Origin of the sequence: Mycoplasmopsis ciconiae, assembly GCF_036350065.1 — a bacterium.
Lineage (GTDB): Bacteria > Bacillota_I > Bacilli_A > Mycoplasmatales > Metamycoplasmataceae > Mycoplasmopsis > Mycoplasmopsis ciconiae.
Genome location: NZ_JAZDWZ010000012.1, coordinates 1 through 21,874, shown reverse-complemented (window position 1 = coordinate 21,874; position 21,874 = coordinate 1). Strand labels below are relative to the sequence as shown.

Annotated in this window: 14 protein-coding genes; 12 read left to right on the top strand and 2 right to left on the bottom strand. The window is 26.2% G+C overall.

From position 1 onward, the window contains the following. Positions 1 to 277 precede the first annotated feature (277 nt). The 6 genes from V2E24_RS03350 (at position 278) to nusG (ending at position 3,230) form a co-directional block, all read left to right on the top strand. Entirely contained in the window at positions 278 to 754 is a 477-nt protein-coding gene (locus V2E24_RS03350; RefSeq protein WP_330501011.1) for a Sua5/YciO/YrdC/YwlC family protein, read from the top strand. Position 755: 1 nt separating this feature from the next. Beyond that, on the top strand, positions 756 to 1,157 hold the full coding sequence (locus tag V2E24_RS03345) for a DUF2663 family protein (RefSeq protein WP_330501010.1): 402 nt from the start codon (positions 756 to 758) through the stop codon (positions 1,155 to 1,157). Between the two features lie 372 nt (positions 1,158 to 1,529). Next, complete coding sequence (locus V2E24_RS03340) at positions 1,530 to 2,060, top strand: hypothetical protein (RefSeq protein WP_330501009.1); 531 nt, start codon at positions 1,530 to 1,532, stop codon at positions 2,058 to 2,060. A gap of 170 nt (positions 2,061 to 2,230) precedes the next feature. Beyond that, a complete protein-coding gene (rpmG, locus tag V2E24_RS03335; protein WP_330501008.1) occupies positions 2,231 to 2,380 on the top strand; it encodes a 50S ribosomal protein L33 in 150 nt (49 codons plus the stop codon). Next, positions 2,380 to 2,610 (top strand): preprotein translocase subunit SecE, encoded by a 231-nt coding sequence (gene secE / locus V2E24_RS03330; protein WP_330501007.1) that lies wholly within the window; start codon positions 2,380 to 2,382, stop codon positions 2,608 to 2,610. Before rpmG ends, secE begins: the two co-directional genes overlap by 1 nt. Before the next feature lie 14 nt (positions 2,611 to 2,624). Further along, a complete protein-coding gene (gene nusG, locus V2E24_RS03325) occupies positions 2,625 to 3,230 on the top strand; it encodes a transcription termination/antitermination protein NusG (RefSeq protein ID WP_330501006.1) in 606 nt (201 codons plus the stop codon). 69 nt (positions 3,231 to 3,299) lie between these two features. Here the strand turns inward: nusG and plsY are convergent, their stop codons facing one another. Continuing rightward, on the bottom strand, positions 3,300 to 4,001 hold the full coding sequence (plsY, locus tag V2E24_RS03320) for a glycerol-3-phosphate 1-O-acyltransferase PlsY (RefSeq protein WP_330501005.1): 702 nt from the start codon (positions 3,999 to 4,001) through the stop codon (positions 3,300 to 3,302). Positions 4,002 to 4,293: 292 nt separating this feature from the next. Here plsY and V2E24_RS03315 point away from each other — a divergent pair, with 292 nt between their 5' ends. From V2E24_RS03315 to V2E24_RS03295, 5 genes are all read left to right on the top strand, one after another. Further along, positions 4,294 to 11,286 (top strand): hypothetical protein, encoded by a 6,993-nt coding sequence (locus V2E24_RS03315; protein WP_330501004.1) that lies wholly within the window; start codon positions 4,294 to 4,296, stop codon positions 11,284 to 11,286. Between the two features lie 208 nt (positions 11,287 to 11,494). Then, on the top strand, positions 11,495 to 12,952 hold the full coding sequence (locus V2E24_RS03310; protein ID WP_330501003.1) for a lipoprotein 17-related variable surface protein: 1,458 nt from the start codon (positions 11,495 to 11,497) through the stop codon (positions 12,950 to 12,952). Between the two features lie 7 nt (positions 12,953 to 12,959). Then, on the top strand, positions 12,960 to 16,889 hold the full coding sequence (locus V2E24_RS03305; protein WP_330501002.1) for a leucine-rich repeat protein: 3,930 nt from the start codon (positions 12,960 to 12,962) through the stop codon (positions 16,887 to 16,889). A gap of 536 nt (positions 16,890 to 17,425) precedes the next feature. Continuing rightward, positions 17,426 to 18,772, top strand: coding sequence for an APC family permease (locus V2E24_RS03300; protein WP_330501001.1), 1,347 nt, complete (start codon positions 17,426 to 17,428; stop codon positions 18,770 to 18,772). A gap of 87 nt (positions 18,773 to 18,859) precedes the next feature. After that, positions 18,860 to 20,224, top strand: a complete 1,365-nt coding sequence (locus tag V2E24_RS03295) for an APC family permease (RefSeq protein WP_330501000.1) — start codon at positions 18,860 to 18,862, stop codon at positions 20,222 to 20,224. A gap of 49 nt (positions 20,225 to 20,273) precedes the next feature. On the opposite strand, the gene V2E24_RS03290 is transcribed toward V2E24_RS03295, so the two are convergent. Further along, positions 20,274 to 21,191, bottom strand: a complete 918-nt coding sequence (locus tag V2E24_RS03290; RefSeq protein ID WP_330500999.1) for a nucleotidyltransferase — start codon at positions 21,189 to 21,191, stop codon at positions 20,274 to 20,276. Between the two features lie 84 nt (positions 21,192 to 21,275). Between V2E24_RS03290 and V2E24_RS03285 the strand changes: the two genes are divergently transcribed. Beyond that, on the top strand, positions 21,276 to 21,662 hold the full coding sequence (locus V2E24_RS03285; protein WP_330500998.1) for a hypothetical protein: 387 nt from the start codon (positions 21,276 to 21,278) through the stop codon (positions 21,660 to 21,662). The last annotated feature ends 212 nt before the right edge of the window (positions 21,663 to 21,874 follow it).

The window sequence follows — 21,874 nt, the reverse complement described above, 5'->3', positions numbered from 1 at the left end:
TACAAATTTAAACTCTCTCATCACACTTCATCAGCGTAAGTTAAAAAAACTTGAACAAATTAAAAAATCAATGCTAGATAAAATGTTTGTGTAAAACCATTTCAAAATTAAAGTTTTCTAATTTTGTAGCGATTTTTATATTAAATATTCTTTTTATTTTTCAGTGTTGTATTTTGCTAAAAATATCCCAAAACACTTATATTGAGTAAAGTATTAAAAATTGCAATATATTTTTGCTGAGAAATAATTAGAACCAATATTTTTGTAAAATTAAATTATGAATTATGATGATATATACATTTTTACTACCGACACAGTTACAGGTATAGGTTGTAAAATAGACTCTAAATCTTTAGAAAAACTGTACCAATTAAAGAAACGACCTATCGATAAAAAAATAATGATTTTGGCAGGTAGAGTTGAAGACATTCTTAATTGCGATAATTTTGATGAAAAACAAAAGTGCTTTATTGCCGAATTTAATAAAAAATATTGACCTGGTCAATATAGTTTAATTATAAATGATCAAGGATATCGCATCCCTAACAATAAAAGACTAATTGATTTTTTAATAACAAATGGTCCTTTATACGCTACAAGCGCTAACATCAGTGGCCAAAAACCAATCCAAATAACTGAAGCAAAAAAGATTTTTCCTGAAGTTAAAAATGTATATGATTTTGGAAAAGTAACCAACAAACCTAGCGACATATATAATTATGATATTGACGAGTGGATTATAAGAAAGGGTTAACATGGAGCAAAAATTAGCGCCAGATAAATCTAACGAATATAAAGAAGATGAAAATTATGTTGATAAAATAAATCAAAAAAATGACTACATCAATTCTCTAAAAGAACAAATGAACGAAAAACATCAAGAATATGCTCAATTTAGCAAATCTTTCTTGACTTACCAAGCAGTAAGTTTCTTTTGTTTAATTTTAATTATAGTTACCATTGTTGCTCTTGTTTTGTCGACTAAAAATAGCATTCCAGGAGCTATAACACCTGTGTGAGTTATTGTGTTGATTATATCTTTTGCTGTTTTTATTTTTACAGGTAAAAATACATATTACTACCAAAAACAACGTGCTATTGCTAAAAAAGATTTTGAATCACTTAAAGACGAACTAGAAAAAATCGCACAAAATTAGACACCAAAACCCAAAAATAAAACCCAAGTTTTGTGTCTAAACTTATAACTTAAAAAGTTAACCATTTTTAGTAAAAAATTCATTTTTGTGGAAAAAAAGAGGCAAAAAGAATTTTTTATTTTTTTTTTTTTTTTAAATTAATAAGATTAAGTTAGGGATAAAAATAATAAAAATAAAAAAGAATATTAACATTTAGTTTTTAAGTGTGTCAGAAATTATTTTTGCTAGTTAGGTAGTTCTAACCCACATCAATAAGAATGTTTTTGTTGCACACAAAAAAACTAAAAACAATAACTTTTATAATAAGTTCAAAATTAATTGTTATACAAAAGAATTTTAGCTTGATATAACAATCATTTTATAAAGGAAAATATGTCGAAAAAAGTAAGTTTATCACTTGTTATAGTAGTTTTAATATTGGGAATAGCTATTAGCTCATTACTATATTATTTTTACTCAAAGGAATTAATTACAGTAAAATTGCTTATACCTTTAATGTCTTTATTTTCAATTATTTCTTTTTCATTTATCTCTTTTTTAGTTATTAAATCTAATTTATTCATAGTTAGTTTTCCAGAAAAATTAAAAAATAGTCTAACATTTTATGTTTTTGTAAATATAGTTTATACTATTGCGCTTTCATTGATAATTGTTTTATTAGTTATAAACTTATTCCTTTTCCCTTTCGCCCAAGAAAGTAATATTATTGCGAATGTGTTACAACCAAAAACTCAAATTAAAGACTCTTACAATATAACATCATATAGTTTATTGGTAACCTTAAACTGAGCTATGTTCTTAATAGTATGAGTTTCATTATTTATTAAAAGAAATATTTCTAAAACAGCAAAAATAAATTTTATAGTTCCTTTTTATTTCCAAAAAAACTTAAAAACTTTATAAGTCATATAAACGCATTATATTTTAATTAATGCGTTTTTCTTATTTGAGTTTCTCTGTAAAAAATATTCAAAAAAATAATTTTTTTGTATAATAGGAAAAACAGGTAAAGCTGTTTTTTATTTTGGCCTTTTTCCAATATCAAAAAGGTAAAATTTGGTATTATTCTATATATGAAAAAAACAAAAGTATCACTAGCTTGTGAAGTATGTAAAAGAAAAAATTATTCTAAAAATAAAAGTTTAGGTAACCCCGAAAGACTAACAGTCAAAAAGTTTTGTGTGGTTTGCCGAGAACATACACTACATAAGGAAGAAAAGTAATGGATAAACTTAAAAGTATCTTTGACAAAAAACCTAATAATAAAAAACCAAAAAAATATTATCTAAGAAAAATGATTAAAGAAATAAAAAGAGTTAGATGACCAGATAAGAAGAAAAACTTTTCTTCAATGATGCAAATCATCATATTCACAGTATTATTCGTTATTTTTGCGTTTTTTATCACAACAATATTCACAGAATTTTGATCATTTATTGGAATAGGTAATTAAACAGGGAGTTATAAATGAAAAAATTTAATTGATATATGATTTCAACAATCTCAGGAAAAGAAAATGTTGTTTTAGAATCATTAAGAAACAGGATTGTAGCTGAGCAAGTTGAAGAAGATTTTGACACTAACGCCGTTGAAGAAACAGGTGCGTTCAAAATATTTATGAAACCTACACTTACTCCAAAAGAAGCAGAGAAAAAACGTCGTGGAGAAACTTATAAAATCAAATACGTTAACATGTATCCAGGTTATGTTTTCATTAAAATGGATATGACTGACAAAGCTTGATTTGTTATCCGTAACACCCAATATGTTACTGGATTAATTGGTAGTTCAGGAAGAGGGGCTAAACCAACACCAGTTACTAACAGAGAAATCAAAAAATCATTAATAAAAGAAAAAGAAGCATTAGAAGCTTTTATGTCAGGAAAATACCTTGTTGATTATAAAGCAGGGGATTTGGTTGAAGTTATTGATGGAGTTTATCAAGGAGAAAAAGGTATTATTATCGACGTTGATAAACAAAATTATAAAAATGTTACTATTGAAATTGAATCATTCGGTAAAAAAGTGCCTCTTACTTTAGATATTAAAATGATCAAATCATCAGAAGAATAAAAGAATAATAAAAAGCAGATTTAAATCTGCTTTTTGTGTTTTTTAATTAGATTGTTAATTTCACAAAAATTAATTTTGTTTTTGTTTTTTGGTTGCTGATTTAATTTTTCTTTCGCTTTTGTTGATTATTCGCTTAATGTTTGAACGATGTGCATAAGTAATTAAAGTGCTAACAAAAATGTAAGCTAATAAATAATAATAAAAAGGTATTAAATGGTATGGATTAGCACTTCAGGCTAAAATTCCACTTTCGCTAATTCATGGAATAGCCACAAAAGCTATTAGAATTATGCTTGTTAAAATACTTGCTAAAGATACATATTTAAAAATGTACATAATACTAAAGTAGAAAAATGCAGCCACAAAAAATAAAATCGGGTTAATAGCAATTAACACACCAATTGCACAACTTACACCTTTACCACCTTTAAATTTAAAGAAAATTGGGTAAATATGACCCACAACTACACCAACACCAGCTAAAAGTGGCATTGTGTACATATTTTCCTCGATCTTTACAAATTTAACAAAAATCAAACACATACCAACAGCAAAAACAGATTTAATCATATCTAATATTAAAACTGTAAAAGCAAATTTTTTCCCGTATCTTCTTAATGAATTAGTTGCACCTGCGTTTTTGCTGTGATAATCTCTAACATCTTCATTAGCCATTTTACGTGATAAAATAATAGAAGTATTAAAAGAACCTATTATGTAACCAAAAACAAAAATAGCAATATTAATCAAAATAATATATAAAATATTCATGAATTAATTTTACTAAAAAAATATTTATTTTTTTGTGTGTGTTTTTATGACTTTATAAAACTACTAAAACAACTAAAAATTTAGTTGTTTTTTTATTTTGTTTAATTATACATCTGTAAAACAAGGCAAATAAAAACTTTAAATAATCAAAAATAACGCTAATAAATCTTTAATTTTGCTTTAATTTTTTTGTAATTTAATAAATGTGCAAAATTTATTCCATAAAGATTTTTTTATTTTATAAGTTTTATAATTGTTTAATATATTTCAATATATTAAACGTGGGAGTAGTATGAGTAACGATAAAAAAATTAATAACCCTTCTAAAAAATCTAATAAAACTAAATTTATAGTTTTAGCTTTATTAGGTGCTGCAGCAGCTAGTGCAATTGTTGTTCCACCATTGTTAGTAAAACAATGTTCTAATGATACAATAACAAAAATACAAGACAGACAAGCTATTACAATTGATCAACTTAAAGATGCAGACGGAGAAGTTAATTCACTAAAAGCTAAAGAAGATGATTTAAATAACCAAATAAATCAAAATGTAAATAAAATTGATAAATTAGAGAATGTTATTAAAACTTTGGTTGGTAACCCTAATTTTAGCGATAAAGATAAAGAATTAAATTTTAAAAATGTTTTCAAAAATTCACTTGTTTACCATCTTTTAAAACAAGAACAATTACTTGATGAAAAATTAGAAACAAAAGATGATATTATCAAAGATTTAAAAACTAAATTAGCTAATTTAAATAAAGAAAATCAAAAAAATATCAATGAAATTAAAAAAATCCAAGAGTCAAAAGATTTAGCAAATCACAAATATGTAGCAGAATTATCTAAAGTTAAAGCACAAAAAGCTTTATTATCATCAAAAATTAGCTCACTAGAAAATGCACTTAAGAATTTAAATGATGCTTTCAAAAATCAAATTTCTCTTAAAGATAAACAAATTGCACAGCTTCAACAAAAAGTTGAATCTTTAAGTGTGGCTAACAATTCTTTAAATACACAGCTTAAAAACATAAACCAACAACTGCAAACACAAAAACAACACGCGCAAAATCTTCAAACTTTGGTTAAAAACCAAATAAATAAAATGATTCAAGCTAATGAAAATAATAAAGAGCTTAATAATTTATTACAAAATTCTAAATATTCACTCAAAAAACTAGATGTATTTGATGATAAACAAGTTAAAAATTTTGAAAACGCTAACACAACACAAGACTTAACAAATGCCTTAAGCAAAATTAATAATGCTCAAGTTGATAATTTACAAACTATAAAAAATAATATTCAATCTTTAGAAAATGAAAACAACCAATCAGATCAACAAATCAATAATTTATCTAGCCAACTCAAAAAAGTGCAAGAACTTCTTAAAAATTTAGTGGGTGATAAATATGACCCTAACAACATTCAAAGTGCTTCAGTAGATTCAAAAGTTGGTCAACTTTTAACAAGTTTAAATAAAGCGCAACAAAAAATAGATACTTTAGAATCACAATTACAGCAAAAAAATAATGAAATTCAAGAAACAACAAACACTCTTAAACAAACACAAAATGAATTAAGTATTGTAAAAAATACATCTGCACAACAAATCCAACAAAAACAAGATCAAATTGATAATTTAACAAAAAAATTAAATGATTCAAATTCAATAAATGATTCATTAAATAAAGAAATTCAAAATTTAAAACAACAATTAAACCAAGAACAACAACAAGCGCAACAAAATTTACAACAAATCAAAAATCAAATTGATAATTTAAGCCAAAAAAATCAAAAAATGAATGAAATTAATCAAGAATTTCATAATTTAAACCCTCAATCTGAGCCACTAAATATTTTTACACCTGAACAATTAAAAAACTTTGCTGACGCTAATGATTTAAAACAAGCTACCGAAGCTCTTAAACAATTAAATAATGCTGCTGTACAAAATATAAAAACAATTGAAAGTAACATTAATAAATACGCACAAAATAAAAGTGAACTTGAAAAAAACAACGCTGATTTAGCTCAAAAAGTAAATGATCTAGAGCAAGAGTTGAAAAACTTAGTCGGAGATTCATTTGAACCTCAAGATATTAATAGTGCTTCTGATAATTCTGTAGTAGGTCAATTATTAAATAGATCATCACAACTACAAAAATCACTTGAGCAAAAAAATCAAGATTTACAACAAAAACAAACTCAACTACAAGAACAAATTAAAACTTCTGATTCATTACAATCACAATTAAATCAACTAAAAACACAATCCCAACTTCAAAACGAACAAAACGCTAAAAAAATTGCACAACTACAAGAGCAATTGCAAGAATCAAATAACCAAAATTTATTATTAACTCATCAGTTAAATAAAACTCAAAGCGATTATTCTGATGCTGTAAACAAGGCTCAAAGCAATTTTGATGCCCTTAAAAATCAAATTAGTAAATTCGCTGATATAAATCAGAAAATGCAAGAAATAAATTCTCAAGTTTTAGCATATGATGATAATTTAGCTAAGTTGCATATTTTCACCAATAAACAATTAAATGATTATAATGCTTCCTCAGATTTAGCTTCTGCGCAAAAAGCCTTAAGTGATTTAAACAATGCTACAGTAGATAATTTACAAACCATTCAAAACAATATTGCGCAACTACAAAAAAATAATTCGGATTTTGCAAATGAAAATAATGAATTAACCCAAAAAGTAACTTCTTTACAAAAAGAACTACAAGGGTTAGTTGGACAAAAATTTGATCCTGAAAACATAAATACAGCTTCAAAGGATTCTGAAGTTGGTAAACTCTTAAGCGAATCTCAAAATCAAAATGAACAAATAGCAAAATTAAAACAACAGCTTAAAGACGCTCAAGAGCAATTAGCTAATAAATCTGTTGAAAATAACCAATTACAAAAACAATTACAAGATTTACAAAACTCTTCTGCACAAGCACAAAATCAAGATCAAAATCAAGTTCAAAAATTACAAAATAATATTGACATGTTAAATGGTCAAATTAAAAAACTTTCTTCACAAAACGCTTCAGATCTTGAAAATATTCAAAGCTTGAAAAATCAATATCAACAACAAAAACTCTTGGCTGATAATAATTTACAAAACCTTATAAAACAATTACAGAATTTAGCTAAATACAACCAACAAATGGCTAATATTAGTCAAAAAATGTTACAAATAGATCCTAATTTAAATAAATTAGACATATTAGAACAAAACGCTTTAGATAATTTAATTAACCCTAATAACTTAACTAAGGCAATTGAAAATTTAGCTACTTTAAATGATACATACTACAAAAATTTAGAAACAATAAACACTAATCTACAAACACTTGAAAATCAACACTCTCAAGAGTTGCAAAATAATCAAAACTTAAAAAATGACGTATCACAATTGAATGATCAAATTAATAAATTAGTTGGACCACATTTTGACTTTGACAACCCTTCAAGCGCTTCAAATGATTCAGTTGTTGGTAAATTATTACAAAATGCTAATGAATTAAATAACAAAATAACACAATTACAAAATAACATAAAAGACCTTCAAAATAGTGTTGAAGATAAAAACCAAATAAATGATCAACTAAGAGATCAAATTCAACAACTTCAAAATCAATTACACTCACAACAAAAAGATAGTGACTCAAACGCAAAATCTCTAGAACAAGAAATTCAAAAGTTAAATGGTGAAGTTAACGATGCACAAGCACAACTAAAAAATGCCGAAAGCCAAAATCAAGAGTTAAATAATGAAGTTAAAAAATATTCTAGTGCGTTAAATCAAATTGCTGATAATTTTTCAAATATCAACAATCAAATAATGCAAACAAATAAAACATTAAAACAAATTGATCCCAACGCTCAAAGTTTAACAGTGCAAGATGCCAAAGAATCACAAAGTTTTAATAGTTCAAATATCCAAACGCAACTAAGTGCATATAAAGCTTATGCAGCAAGTGTAAAAAGCAATTTTGACATTTTGAATAATAATTTAGAAAATATATTGAATAACTCACAAAAATTAGAAGGTGATAATGCTGTTTTAAAACAAAAAGTAGCTGATTTAGAAAATGAAGTTAATGCTCTTGTTGGTTCTAAATACAACCCTTCTGATCCTTCTACAATTTCACCAAATTCTAAATTAGGTCAAGCTTTAAACGATTTAGAAAACGCTGATAATCAAATACAATCACTTAATAAAGTAATAAACAACAAAAATCAAGAAATCCAAAACAAAGCAGCTGTAATTCAAAACTTAGAATCTAAAGTTAAACTTCAAAACGATACAATTGACCAATTAACAAATGAAAACCAACAAAAACAAAAACAAATAACTGATTTAGATGGACAAATCAAAAACGCTAACGCCCAACTAAATGAATATATTTTATTAGTTAAAAAATTAATTGGCCAAGCTGATCCTAACTTTAATACTGAAAATTTAGGAATAAATGCAATTGGCGGAATCGTTAAACAACTTAACGATAAAATTAAAAACTTAGAGGCTCAAAAACAACAGAATTTAGCCGATTTACAAGATCAAAAACAACAACTTTCTACTCAAGTACAAACACTACAAAATAAAATTAAGTCTCTTGAATCACAAAGTCAAACTGCAGACCAAAATAATGAAGAATTGCAAAAACAATTGGCTGATACTCAAGCTAAACTTGCTGATACACAAGATAAATTAAAAAATGCTGACAATCAAATTGAATCATTAAACAAAAACGCTGCACAATTACAAGATGTTATTGCCCAGAACCAAAAATTACAATCACAAATAGATGATTTAAATAACCAATTGCAACAAAAACAAAAACAATTGCAACAAGCAAATGATAATATTGCTGCTTTACAAAACAAAATAACACAAAATAACAAAGATATTGAGTCATTACAAACTCAAAATTCAAAACTACAACAAACTAATCAAGCGCTTAATAATGCTATAAAACAGCTACAAAATCAAATTGAATCAAAAAATAACCAAATAAGTTCACTGCAAGATAATTTTTCTAAGGCTTCTGCGCAACTTAAAAATGCCCAAGAGCAATTAAGTCAAAAACAAGCTCAAGAAGAAAAATTATCATCACAAAATAATCCATTACAAGAACAATTAAAACAAGATCAATCAAAATTAAGCTCCCAACAACAAACAATAGATTCTAATCAAAGCACAATTGATAATTTACAACAAACACAAAAACAAAATCAAAAAACAATCGATGATTTAAATCAGCAAATAAATTCACTAAAACAACAATTACAACAAGAAAAACAAAAATCTCAAAATGATGAACAAACTATTGCTTCTTTAGAAAAACAAATACAAACTTTACAAAAACAAAACAATGAGCTTGTTCAAAATAACATGAATTTAAACAAGCAAATCTCATCATTAACTCAAGAAAATGACAAATTAACCAAAGATAACCAATCTCTAAGCGAACAAAACACAAACAACCAAAAACAAATTGCCTCACTTGAGCAACAACTAAAAGAAATTCAAGCGCAAAACGCTGATTTAAATTCAAAACTTCAAACTTCCCAAAATAACTATCAAAAAGCTGAAAAAGATTATAATGATGAGTTAGAAAATAACAAATCACTTCAATCACAACTAGATCAGTTAACAAAAACAAAAGAAATTCTCAAAAATCAAATTAATCAACTTCAAAATTCACTAACTCAAGCTCAAAAGCAAAATAAAGATCTTAATGATCAAATCACCAGTGATAACAACCAAATAGCACAACTAAAAAAACAAAGCGAAGATTTAACCAAAAACGTTGAACAATTAAGCCAACAAAACAAACAATTAAATCAACAAAATTCGCAATTAGCTTTACAAAATCAAAAATACAAAAATCTTTTAAATAGCTTAATTGGAACTGAATCACCTGACTTTGTTTTAAATCATGATTATTCTAATGCTTTGGGTGGTGCCGTGAAAAATCTTTATGATTCTAACGAGCAATTAAAGAAAAATAATCAACAACTTCAACAAACAGTGAATGAGTATTCACAAAAACTAAAAGAGTTGCTTGGTTCTGATATAAATGTTGATTTATCTAATAATGCTATTGCTGCTGAGAATGCTCAAAATTCAATAGTGGCTAACCTTTATGCACAAATAAATTCACTTAAGGAACAATTAACAAAACTAGAGGATCTACTAAATACATTCAACAGATTCAGCTTACCTACAAGTGTTCAAACTAGTGATGGATATAGCTTTTTAAATAGAGGGCCACAAAACGTTAATGCCTTTGATACAACTAAATTAATTCAAAATCCTAACAATACTGAAATTGTGTTTATTCCACCTAAATTCTCAAATTTAAATAACAATATATCTAATAATATGTTTAATTATGGTTTAACAATGACACTAAATCCTGGTTATCAAATAGTGGATTCATACTTATATCCTTCATCTGCTAAATTTATTAATAGCAACACAGCTGTTCGTTTAGCCGCAAGAAGTTTAACAACAATTAATAATGTAGGTTCTGCTAAATTAACTGAATTAACACAAAATGGATACGATAATTTAGTTATTCAATATTCAACTCCATTTTTAGGTACTAAAAATTTAGTAATAGATTTAAATACATTTTCTAAATTACCTAATGGAAAATATTACGACTACAACGTATATTTTGAAAACTTAGGACAAGTTGAAGTTCCTTCTAACCAAGTTTTAGTAACATCATATTTAGGTAGCGAACACAGACCAAGCTTTAATTTAGCAAATGCTACAAATTGAGCAGATAACGCTAACAACTGATGAATTGGTAATTTCTTTGTTTTAGGTAATTACTATGTAAGACTTAAATCAGTAGATATAACATTGGCTTACTATAAAGCTTGAGATCAAATTTACATTTATGAAATTTTAAATAACCCACAATTTATATATTCACCAACATTTACAACAAGTACTAGAACATATATAGAATCAGACAATGGACAGCTTATTAGTAACTACTACCTAACACAAGAAAAATTCAACACTGGAGCGTTAGAAACTCAGAACCCAAGTACATATTCAACTGGAGATAATTTTGCACCTTACAACTTTGCTCCTAATTTTGGTTTAAGCGGTGTTGCGCCACAAACTGCTATTTTATCAAACCCAAGTTTTTACGGAGAAGTTGGAGTTAGATACACATCATTTGTAAATGACAACTTAACTATTCGTCAAGGTGTTGAAATATCAAATGTTTATGCTGAAAAAACTACAAAATAAGAAGGCTTAGCCTTCTTTTTTTGTGTTTGATATTTAAAAAAATATATAATAATAAAAATAACGACAGGGGTATCTTTAGTTTTACTAAAGATTGAGAAATACTCTCAGAGCTGATCAGGTTGAAACCTGCGTAGCGAGTTCGTAACGAACTTATTTTTGAGCATGTACTTTTAAAATCCTTCCTGTCTATAAGAAAGGATTTTTTTATATGAATTTTAAAAACAAAAAGATGTTGATAATTTCAACACTAACAAGTGCAAGTTTAATTATGCCCACTTTTGCGCTAATTTCTTGCACTCCAACAAAAGTTGATCACACACAAGAAATAAAAAAAGAAATTACACAATTTTCAGAATCTAAAAACCTTATTGCTTCGCAAATTCCAACAGATAAAATTTTAGAAATTTTAAAAAAATATTATCAAAATGCAGTAATTGAAAATTCTTTAACTACTAGCACAAATGATGCCGAGGGTAATTTAACAATTACCTTTGAAATTTTGCAACAACAAAATAAAGAACAAAAAAATATAACAATTGCTGTTGTAAGTTTAGCTCAATCTCAAGAGTTAGATCAACAATTAAGCAAAGTTAAATTATCTTTTAGTAATAATCTTGATTTTTCTCAATTACCTAGCACTTTTAATTTGGAAACAAATTCTGTGCTCATTAGCGATCCAGATTTTAAATTAGTGGATCTTAATTATCAAGCTGATGATGATTTAGGGGTATTAAAATTTACATACAAATTAAATAAAAACAACTTTAATTCTGAAACTAAAACACAAATTATTAATGGTTTTAAATCTTTATTTGAAGAAAACTTAAAAAACTTGGAAGTTGCCTTTCAAGATAATGAAAACAAAAGTCAAGATCAAGTTTTTGCATCAACCATAAAAGGACAAGAACACGGAATCTTACTAAAAAACAAAGATGATAATTACAACTATCAATTAGAAATTGTCAACTTTGATGATTTAAATGGGACACTTGAGATTAAAGTAACAATAAACAAAGATAATAAAAAATCAAAACCTAAAATTTTTAATTTAAGTGGTTTTAAAACATTTAAATCCCCACAAAAAGCAGTAGAAGAATTTTTAGAAAAACTTAAGATAAAACAATCATCATTTTCAAAAACAATTGACCAAGTTAACAAGTATGATTTTGATTATGATTATCCACAAGGGTATGAATTTGATCATGATTTATCTTTAGAAATTAACGATCAAAAAGCACTTTTAACTTTTTCATTACAATTAATATCTAACAAAAATGTTAAAAGTGGATTATTCACAAAAGAATTCACTTTTAAAAAATCAATAAATGATGCCCAAAACATCCAAAAACAAATTCAAAATTCACTTGATAATAAAAAGTGATTGAAAGCTAACTTTGGTTTTGAACAGTTTAAAAACTTGATAGAAACTACCGAAAATATTGAATTTACTCACAGAGAAGATTTAAGAAAACTTCGTATTTACTCACCTAATTATGGTTATATTATAGAAACTCCAGACTTTGGCGACGAACAATTAAAACAAATGCGTTGAGATAATATCAAAGCAAAAGTAGTTGATGGAAAAATAGTTTTAACATTCACCTTATCTATAAAAGGTAAAAATATTTTAGATAATCAAGTTATTAGTGTTGAAATAAGCAAATAGGATAAATATGAAAAAAAATAAAAGAATTTTAAATTTATGTATTTTCACAACTTTAAGTAGTTGTGCTGTTTTTGCTTCTGCTTGCAACACTAGTCAAAAAACATCAGCCATCCCAGAAAATCCTATTAATATAGATGATTCTACAAACCACGAATCACCAAATATTCAAACAAATATTACTCCGCAAAAAAAATTCGAAAAAATCACTCAACAAGTAACACAAATAGAAAGTCAAAATTTTAAATATGTGCTAGATTCTAACAATACACTTATTAGATTAGAATTAAAAGACAAAAATCTTAAAAAAATTGATCTTTCTGAAATTACTAATCTTGAAAGTATCGCTTCAGACGCTTTTGCATTAGAAACAAATTTAGAAGAAATTAATTTAGGTTCGGCTAAAGTTATTGAGTCAAACGCCTTTAAAAATAATAAAACCATCAAAAAAATTGTTGGATCACAATTAGTTAAAATTTTAGATTCAGCTTTTGAAAATTCAACACTAGAAGAGTTGCAAGCTCCTTTTATTGCTGAAATAGGAATTTCCGCATTAAGAAACACAAATCTAAAACAACTGCAAGCGCCACAACTTTTAAAAGTAAAATTTAAAGGTTTAGAAAACACCAAAATAACTAATTTAGAGTTAAATAATTTAATTGAAGCTGATGCTTTTGCTTTTGCTAACAATCAAAACTTGCAAAGCTTTGAAGCTTTGAATTTATCATTGCTAAGCAATAATGCATTTATTAATGATATAAATTTAGCAACCATAAATGCACCTAAACTTAACACAAATATTGGAGCTAATGCATTCAACAACACAAAATGATTTAATAATATTTTTGATCAAAATATCAACAACATAAATCAAGTGGTTTTTAATAAAACCTTAGTTCATGCTAACTTAAAAAACTTAGATAGTGAATATCAAGTAGATACAAATGTTGAAAATATAGCCCAATCTCCTTTTGTTAATACCGAAAAAGTTAAAAAAATTGATTTATCAAGTGTTAAAGATTTAGGTGATTCATCACTTAATAACTTTTATGCACTTGAAAAAATAAAAGCAAATAATTTAGAAAATATTGGTATAGGTTCTTTAACAAATACTAAAGTTAAAAATTTAGAATTCCCTAAATTAAAGCAAATTAGTGATAGAGCACTAAAAAACGTTGATTCTTTAGAAAGCTTTATTGCTCCTAATTTACAAAAAATTGGTGTTGAAGCTTTTCAGCAAACAACTAAATTAAAAAATGTTACCTTAAATAAAGTTACTGAATTAGGTAATTCTGCATTTAGTCGTTCGGGTTTAAGCGCTGTAGAAATGGATAGTTTAGATACAATTCCAGCTAGAGCTTTTGAAGGCACAAAAATTATTGACATTAACTTTCCAAACGTAACTAAAATAATGCAAAGTTCATTTGAAGATGTATCAACAATTAAAACCGTAAACTTACCGAATGTTTTAGAAATTGGTTTATATGCTTTTTTACAAGAGAAAGTTGGTAATGACTTTTTAGTAGAATTGAACTTACCTAAAGTAAAACAAATTGGCGATAGAGCTTTTTCTAATTTCAAAAAATTAGAAAAAATATCTTTAGATAGCGTAATAAAAATCGGAAGCAATAATTTTGATGCTTACGGCATAGGTGAGTTTGATTTTGAAAATGATCATTTAAAAGAAGTAAATTTACCTAATGTTGAATATATAGATAATGGTGCTTTTGCTAATAGAAAAAATTTAAGCAAAATTAACGCTCCTAAGCTTAAGGGTGCTGGTAAGGGGTTATTTCAAAATTCCAAATGACTTTTAGACACCTTAGAAACCAATGATTTTGCAATATTAAATAACGTTTTACTTGCTGTTAAGCCTTATGTTTTAAAAGAAGAAATAGTAATTTCAATTCCCCAAGAAGTTACATATATATCAGACTCAGCTTTTCAAGATGCTGAACAATTACAAAAAGTTTATTTAAACAATACAGAAGTTATTGGAAATAACGCGTTTTTAAACGCTAAAAATCTAAGTCAAGTAGTTGGTTTAAAAGTTAAAAAAATAAATGATCAAGCTTTTAGAAATACATCAATCATACGTGCAAATTTTCCAGAGTTAGAAATATTAGGAGATAATTCCAATCTCGAAAACGAAAGAGGTGTTTTTGCTGATGTGTGAAAATTAGAAAGTTTTATAGCACCCAAACTTAAGGTTGTTAATGATCAAAGTTTTCACAATAAAAATATAGAACCTAATATCTCAAGACTAAAAGAATTTATTGCGCCCAACTTAGAAAAAATTGGTAAATATGCTTTTAGTGGTACAAAATTAAAAAATCTAAATTTTGAAAATGTTACGCAAGTAGATGAGTTCGCTTTTTCTGACATGGATGAACTTATAAGCATTAATCTTAAAAAGGTTAAAGAAATTAAGGATGGTACTTTTAGCGCTAACGCTTCTGAATCTAAATTACAAACGATAAACGCACCACTATTACAAAAAATAGGACACAGCGCATTTAGCAACGCAAAAAACTTAACTAATATAGATTTAGATAATGTTGTTTTTATCGGTAATTACGCTTTTAAAAATGTTAAAAATATTAAGCAAATGAATTTATTAAATGTAAAAGAAATTGGTGAAAGAGCTTTTGAAAACACAAGTGCTTTAGAGTTACTAAATATTCCTAAAATAACTGAATTAAAGGGTAATGAATTGATTGATTCACCAATTAAATATTTTAGCGCCGCTTCTTTAAAAGTCTTACCAGCTAATATTTTTAAGGATAATATCTTTATAACAAAAGTAAATGTTCCACACGTTTTAAAAATTGCTAAAAACGCTTTTGAAAACGCAACAAATTTAGAACAAATCAACGCTAATAATGTTAAAGAAATTGAAGAATTCGCCTTTCATAATGCAATTAAAGTCAAAAAATTTGACTTACCTAATTTAAAGGTAGTTGGCAGATCAACTTTTGAAAACGCTAAAAGCGTAACTACTTATAATTTAGAGAATTTAGAAGAAGCTGGAGTGTTAGCTTTTGCTTCAAATTTAAGCTTACAATCAATCAATTTACCTAAAATTAAAGCTGTTGCTGATAAATTATTTGAAGGAAGTTACTCTTTAGAAAATATATCTTTTGAAAATGCTAAAGATATTGAAGTTAGCGCCTTTGACAAAACTCCTTGACTTGAGTTACAAAATAAAAAACAAGCAATTATTATTAACAATGTTTTATACAAATATAACGATAACTCAGCTAGAATAGTAAATTTACCTAATGTTATTAAAGTGGCTAAAAGAGCTTTTAGCGATCTTAATAACATTGAAGAAGTTATCTTGGAAAATGTAATAGAAATTGAGCCATATGCGTTTGCTAACACAAATGCACAAATAAATTCTGAAGCGTCACTTAAAAGAGTGCAATTAGATAAAGTTGAAAAAATTGGTTTATCAGCTTTTCAATTCCAAAACAGATTAACAAATATTTATATGCCTAATGTCAAGGTTATTGATGGTAATGCATTTTATGAAACTAACATCGACATTTTAAACGCTCCTAATTTAGAAGTAATTTATCAATCTGCTTTTGAAAATGTTCAAAACTTAAAACAAATAAATCTTCCTAAAATTAAAGAAATTCACGAATCAGCTTTTAGATATAACACAAATTTAAATAATTTTGATTTTGGTCAAAGAGAATGATGAAAAACAACACAAATTAACGAATTAGCATTTACAGAAACACCAATAATTAATGTAATAAATGCAAAAATAACTCAATATGAGGCGTATAAAGACGCTATAAAACTTATTAATCAAACTCATTTTGAAGACGAAAGTTACAAAAATGAGTTAATAAGTAAAATAAATTCCGCAAATTCTAAAGAGGAAATATATCAGATTATTGAAAAAGTGAAAAAAATAGGGAACGCGTAAAAACAAAATAAATTTTTTTATTTATTTTGCTATGAAATACACTCGTTTTAAAATAAAATAAGTTTGGGGAGATAAAAAAAGAAACGTGTAGTATCATTAGTTATAAAATTATATCCACTTTTATAAATATAATTCCTGTTCAATTACCGACAGCCTTTGGCATTATTTATAAATTTTTCCAATGTGATTAGTTTTGAAGTTTTCCAATTTATATATGCCCATTTTTAAAAAACGTTTTTTGTCTCCCCTTCCAAAATTTGTGTAAATATTTAGTGTAATTTTGACCAATATTTTTTGTGTCTTCCATGAAAATGGTCAAAAATTATGTTTATATTATTAAAAAAAATAACATTGCTAGAAACTTTTACTTTATTTCGATAAAATATAGACATCAATTAACATAATAATAAAGACGAATGAGTTTAAAGACTTATTCGTTCTTTTTTTTATTTTTTGTTTTTTGGCTTTTAACGCAAAAAGTTACATTTTTATACTTTTTTAGCATAAAAAATAACTTTTTGCATATAATTGGAATTATGAAAAAAGAATTTAACGAACGAAGCTTTGCTTTGTTTGCGATTAACACAGTTGTTGGTTTTGGTTTTATTGCCACAATTGTTGATGTTGTTAAATTAGGTTATTGAGGGATTTTAATTTTTGCAGTTACTGCATTTATTGCCATAACCACAGCACTAGTTTTTAGTAGATTAGTTAATGCTTTTAATGAAGATAAAGGAGGAAGCGTAGCTTACGCACAAAGAACTGGTAAAAAATACTTAACTTTTTTTATGTTCTTTAATCAATATATCCAATCGCCCATTTTTATGGCAAGTGGACCGTTATTTTTGGTAAAAATTGCTGAGCAATTTACGCAAGAGGAAACAATTTTGTGAATTGTTAGAGTCGCTTCAGTTATTTTTTTCTTAGTTATTATTTTGCTTAGTACATTTAAATTAAAAACTAGCAAGTTTTTAATTTTTGCTAGTGCAGCAATTAAGTGAATTATTTTGGCTCTAGGTTTTGGTGGATTAATTTATTTAGTAATTAAACAGCCAGCTACAGCAATGCAAAATATAGATGACGCTAAAAAAGTATCAGCTTATTTAATTTTTAGTAACATTATTTTTTTCATGTTTGCCTTTGGCGGAATTGAAGTAGTGCCTAATTTAGCTAATGAAGTTAAATTTAAAAACTTTAAAAAAGTAATGATTTTTAGTATTTTAATAATCACATCTATCTATATTTTAGGTTATGTGCTACTTATTAATACTGATTTACAAAAAAATGGTTCATTTGTAAATATTTACAAAAATAGCATGGGTGTGTTTGGTTTAGTTATGTTTGGTTTATATTTACTTTTTTATAACTTTAGCTTTACAATGACCATTAGCATAACTTACCCTAAAGCGCTTGTAAAATTTGCTGAAGAAGGGTATTTACCTAAATATTTAACTAAAACTAACAAACACAACCAACACAAAAATGCAATTTGAACTAACGCAATATTGATTATTGTTTCAATGGTTATTTTTACACTAATACCTGTAATTTTTAAATTAGATGGTTCTGCTTTTAATATCGTTATTAAAGTAGGCACAATTGCCTTTTTACTGCAATATTTATTAACTTATATTTGCGCGCTAATTTTAGCTAAACAAAATAAAATAGCTAAAATTCCGCTTTACGAGAAAATTATGTATTATTTAGCCATATTCATAATTACTATTACAACACTTGTTTATTTTTTACCATTTTTAGTGAATCAAAGTTGAAGTGTAAATAACACAATTATTTTGGTAACTTATGTTGGTTTATTTATTGTTGCAAATATTTTTTACTATTGATATCAACATGTAAATAAAAAAGTTAAAAACACAAATTAATTTAAGCGTAAAAAACGAAAAATTTATTTTTTATTGTTTTTTTATGTAAAAAATTAACTTTTTGGTTATAATAATTCCCGAGGATTTATGAAAAAAGAATTTAATGAAAAAACTTTTACGATGTTAGCGATTAACTATGTCATTGGATTTGGTTTTATTGCGACAATTGTTAATGTTGTTGAATTAGGCTACTGGGGTGTGCTAATTTTTGCTATAACAGCGTTTTTAGCCATAACCACAGCTTTAGCTTTTAGTAGATTAGTTAACGCCTTTCCTGAAGATAAGGGCGGAAGTGTAGCTTACGCACAAAGAACAAACAAAAAATATTTAACTTTTTTTACTTTGTTTAATCAGTATATTCAATCACCTCTGCTTTCAGCTTCTGGTCCATTATTTTTAGTAAAAATTGCTGAAGTTCTTAATGCTGATGAAACGGTTTTATGAATTGTTAGAATTATTTCAATTGTGTTTTTCTTAGTAATTATTGTAATTTCAACATTTACTCTCAAAACAAGTAAAGTATTAATTTTTGCTAGCGCTGCAATTAAGTGAAGTATTTTGGCTTTAGGTTTTGGAGGGTTGATTTATTTAGTTTTTGTTAACCCTGGCTCACAAAGCAATATAATTGAAGATACTAAAAAAATTAATGCATATTTAATTTTCAGTAACATTATTTTATTTATGTTTGCTTTTGGTGGAATTGAAGTAGTACCTAATTTAGCAAATGAAGTTAAATTCAAAAACTTTAAAAAAGTGATGATGTTAGCTTTTATGGTTATAATCGCCATTTATGTTCTTGGTTATATTTTATTTATTAATGTCGACCTAAAAGAAAATGGTTCATTTGTAAAAATATATAAAAATAGCATGGGTACTTTTGGGGTTGTTGCTTTTAGCGGTTATATTATCTTTTATAACTTTTCAAGTACACTAACAAGTAGCATTAGCTATCCAAAAGCTCTTGTAAAATTTGCTGAAGATGGGTACTTACCTAAATATTTAACTAAAACAAACAAACACAACCAACACAAAAATGCAATTTGAACTCATGCAGTTTTAATCATGATGTCAATGACTATTTTTACACTTATACCAACGATTTTTAATTTAGATGGTCAAGCATTTGATTTTGTTGCTACTGTTGGAACAATTGCTTTTTTACTCCAATATGTTTTAACTTATGTAAGTGCTTTAGTTTTATCTAAACAAAAGAAAATAACAAAAATTCCTATTTATGAAAAAATTATGTATTATGTTGCGGCACTAATTATTATTGTTTCAACTTTAATTTATTTCTTCCCATTTTTAGTAAACGAAAAATGAACAAATCAAAATACACTTGCGCTTGTAAGTTATCTTGGTTTCTTTGCCTTAGCAAATATTTTTTACTATTCATATAGATATAAAGATACAATCAAAAATCACTTTATCAAAGCCAAAAAAACAAAATAAATTAAAAGACAAGATTAAATCTTGTCTTTTTTAACGCTTTTATAAAAAGTTATTTTTTGATTTTTAATAAAACAAAAAGAATTGTTCTTTTGATTCTACTAGAAGTGTAACGCTTAGAAGTGCACTCCTGCACAAAAGCCTCATAAGAAGGTTGGTCAATGTGTTTTTTAAATAAATTTTCAATTCCTTCACTAATCATTTTGTATTTTGTTAATTCTTTAGCACTTTTGTTTTTAACTATTTTTTGAAATTTCGGATATAAATTTTCTATATATTTGATTTTTTTGGGATTAATAATCATTGGTGAAAATTCACTAATATCTTGATTATTTTTAAGCATGGATCTTAATTTTGAAGCGCTTGCGAAATTTAAATGTGTTGTTTCTGAATGAAAATCAATTGTTCTTTTTATGCTTATGGGTTTTATTTTTAAGTCATTGTCAACAATTGTTTTGACATATTCAATTCCTAAAATATCATTTGGTAATGTAATTTGTTGGTTTGTTAACTCTTCTAAGGCTAAGTTACAAGCTTTAGGAAAGCTTGTACCTTTATTTTTTAGATGTTTTTTAACTAATTGATTGTATTGTTGCTTATTATTTTTAAGCGTTTGAGCTAAAAATAATAAATTTTCTACATTATCACTTTCACTACCAAAAAGTAAATAATCTATTTTTTTCTTATTAAGCTTTAAAACAGCTTCTTTGGCAAAAATATGAGCAGCTTGGGAAGAAATATTTACACCTAATTTTACAAATTTATCAGCGCCGTATTTTTTGGCATATTTTTTTCTTTGTCTATATGAGGCTACAGCTATTTCACCACGTTGAGTGTATTTGTGACTCATTGCTACAATTATTTGACTATTAGGAAATAATTTTTTTGCATATTGTAATTGGTATATGTGACCGTTATGAAATGGATTGTATTCTGCCACAATCCCGATTTTAACTTTTTTTAATTTCATGTGTTTTATATTATAAAACACTTAGTTTTTATTTAAATATAAAAATTCGTACATTATTTTTATATTAATAGTTATAATTAAAATATGTTTAAACAATTCAAAGAAAAAATTAAAAAAATGCATCAAAAACATTTAGAAAACCATCATCAAACAAATATGATTTGAATGGGTATTTCGTTATTTTTTGCTGTTTTATTTATTGTTAGTTTATTTGTGCCTTTTTACCCACAAAACCAAAAGGTATCATACGCAATAAGTGTAATTATTCAAGTGGTGTTTATTATTTTTAATTCTTACTTCTTGTATATTTGCGTTGTTCTTTATATCCGGGCAAAAGAAGCTAACGCACCTCACCATTCACTGTTATTGGTTATCACAATTTTTGTTGGATTAGGATTTATTTATTCTATTTTTACATTAATCGCAACATTAATTTTTATTTTCTTAATACCAACTCCAAACAAAAAATAAAACTTTTTTGTGAATCAAGATAGTCAACACACTAAAAAACACAGCCACATTTAATTATTTATGTGCTGTGTTTTTTTCCAAGTTTCCAAGTTAGAGGCCATTTTTAGTGTTTTTTCAAAAGTTATTTATATATAAATATATAAATAAAAAAAATAATTTTTTTTACATAATTACATTGTAATTATGGTATAATATAAGAATGACAGAAAAGT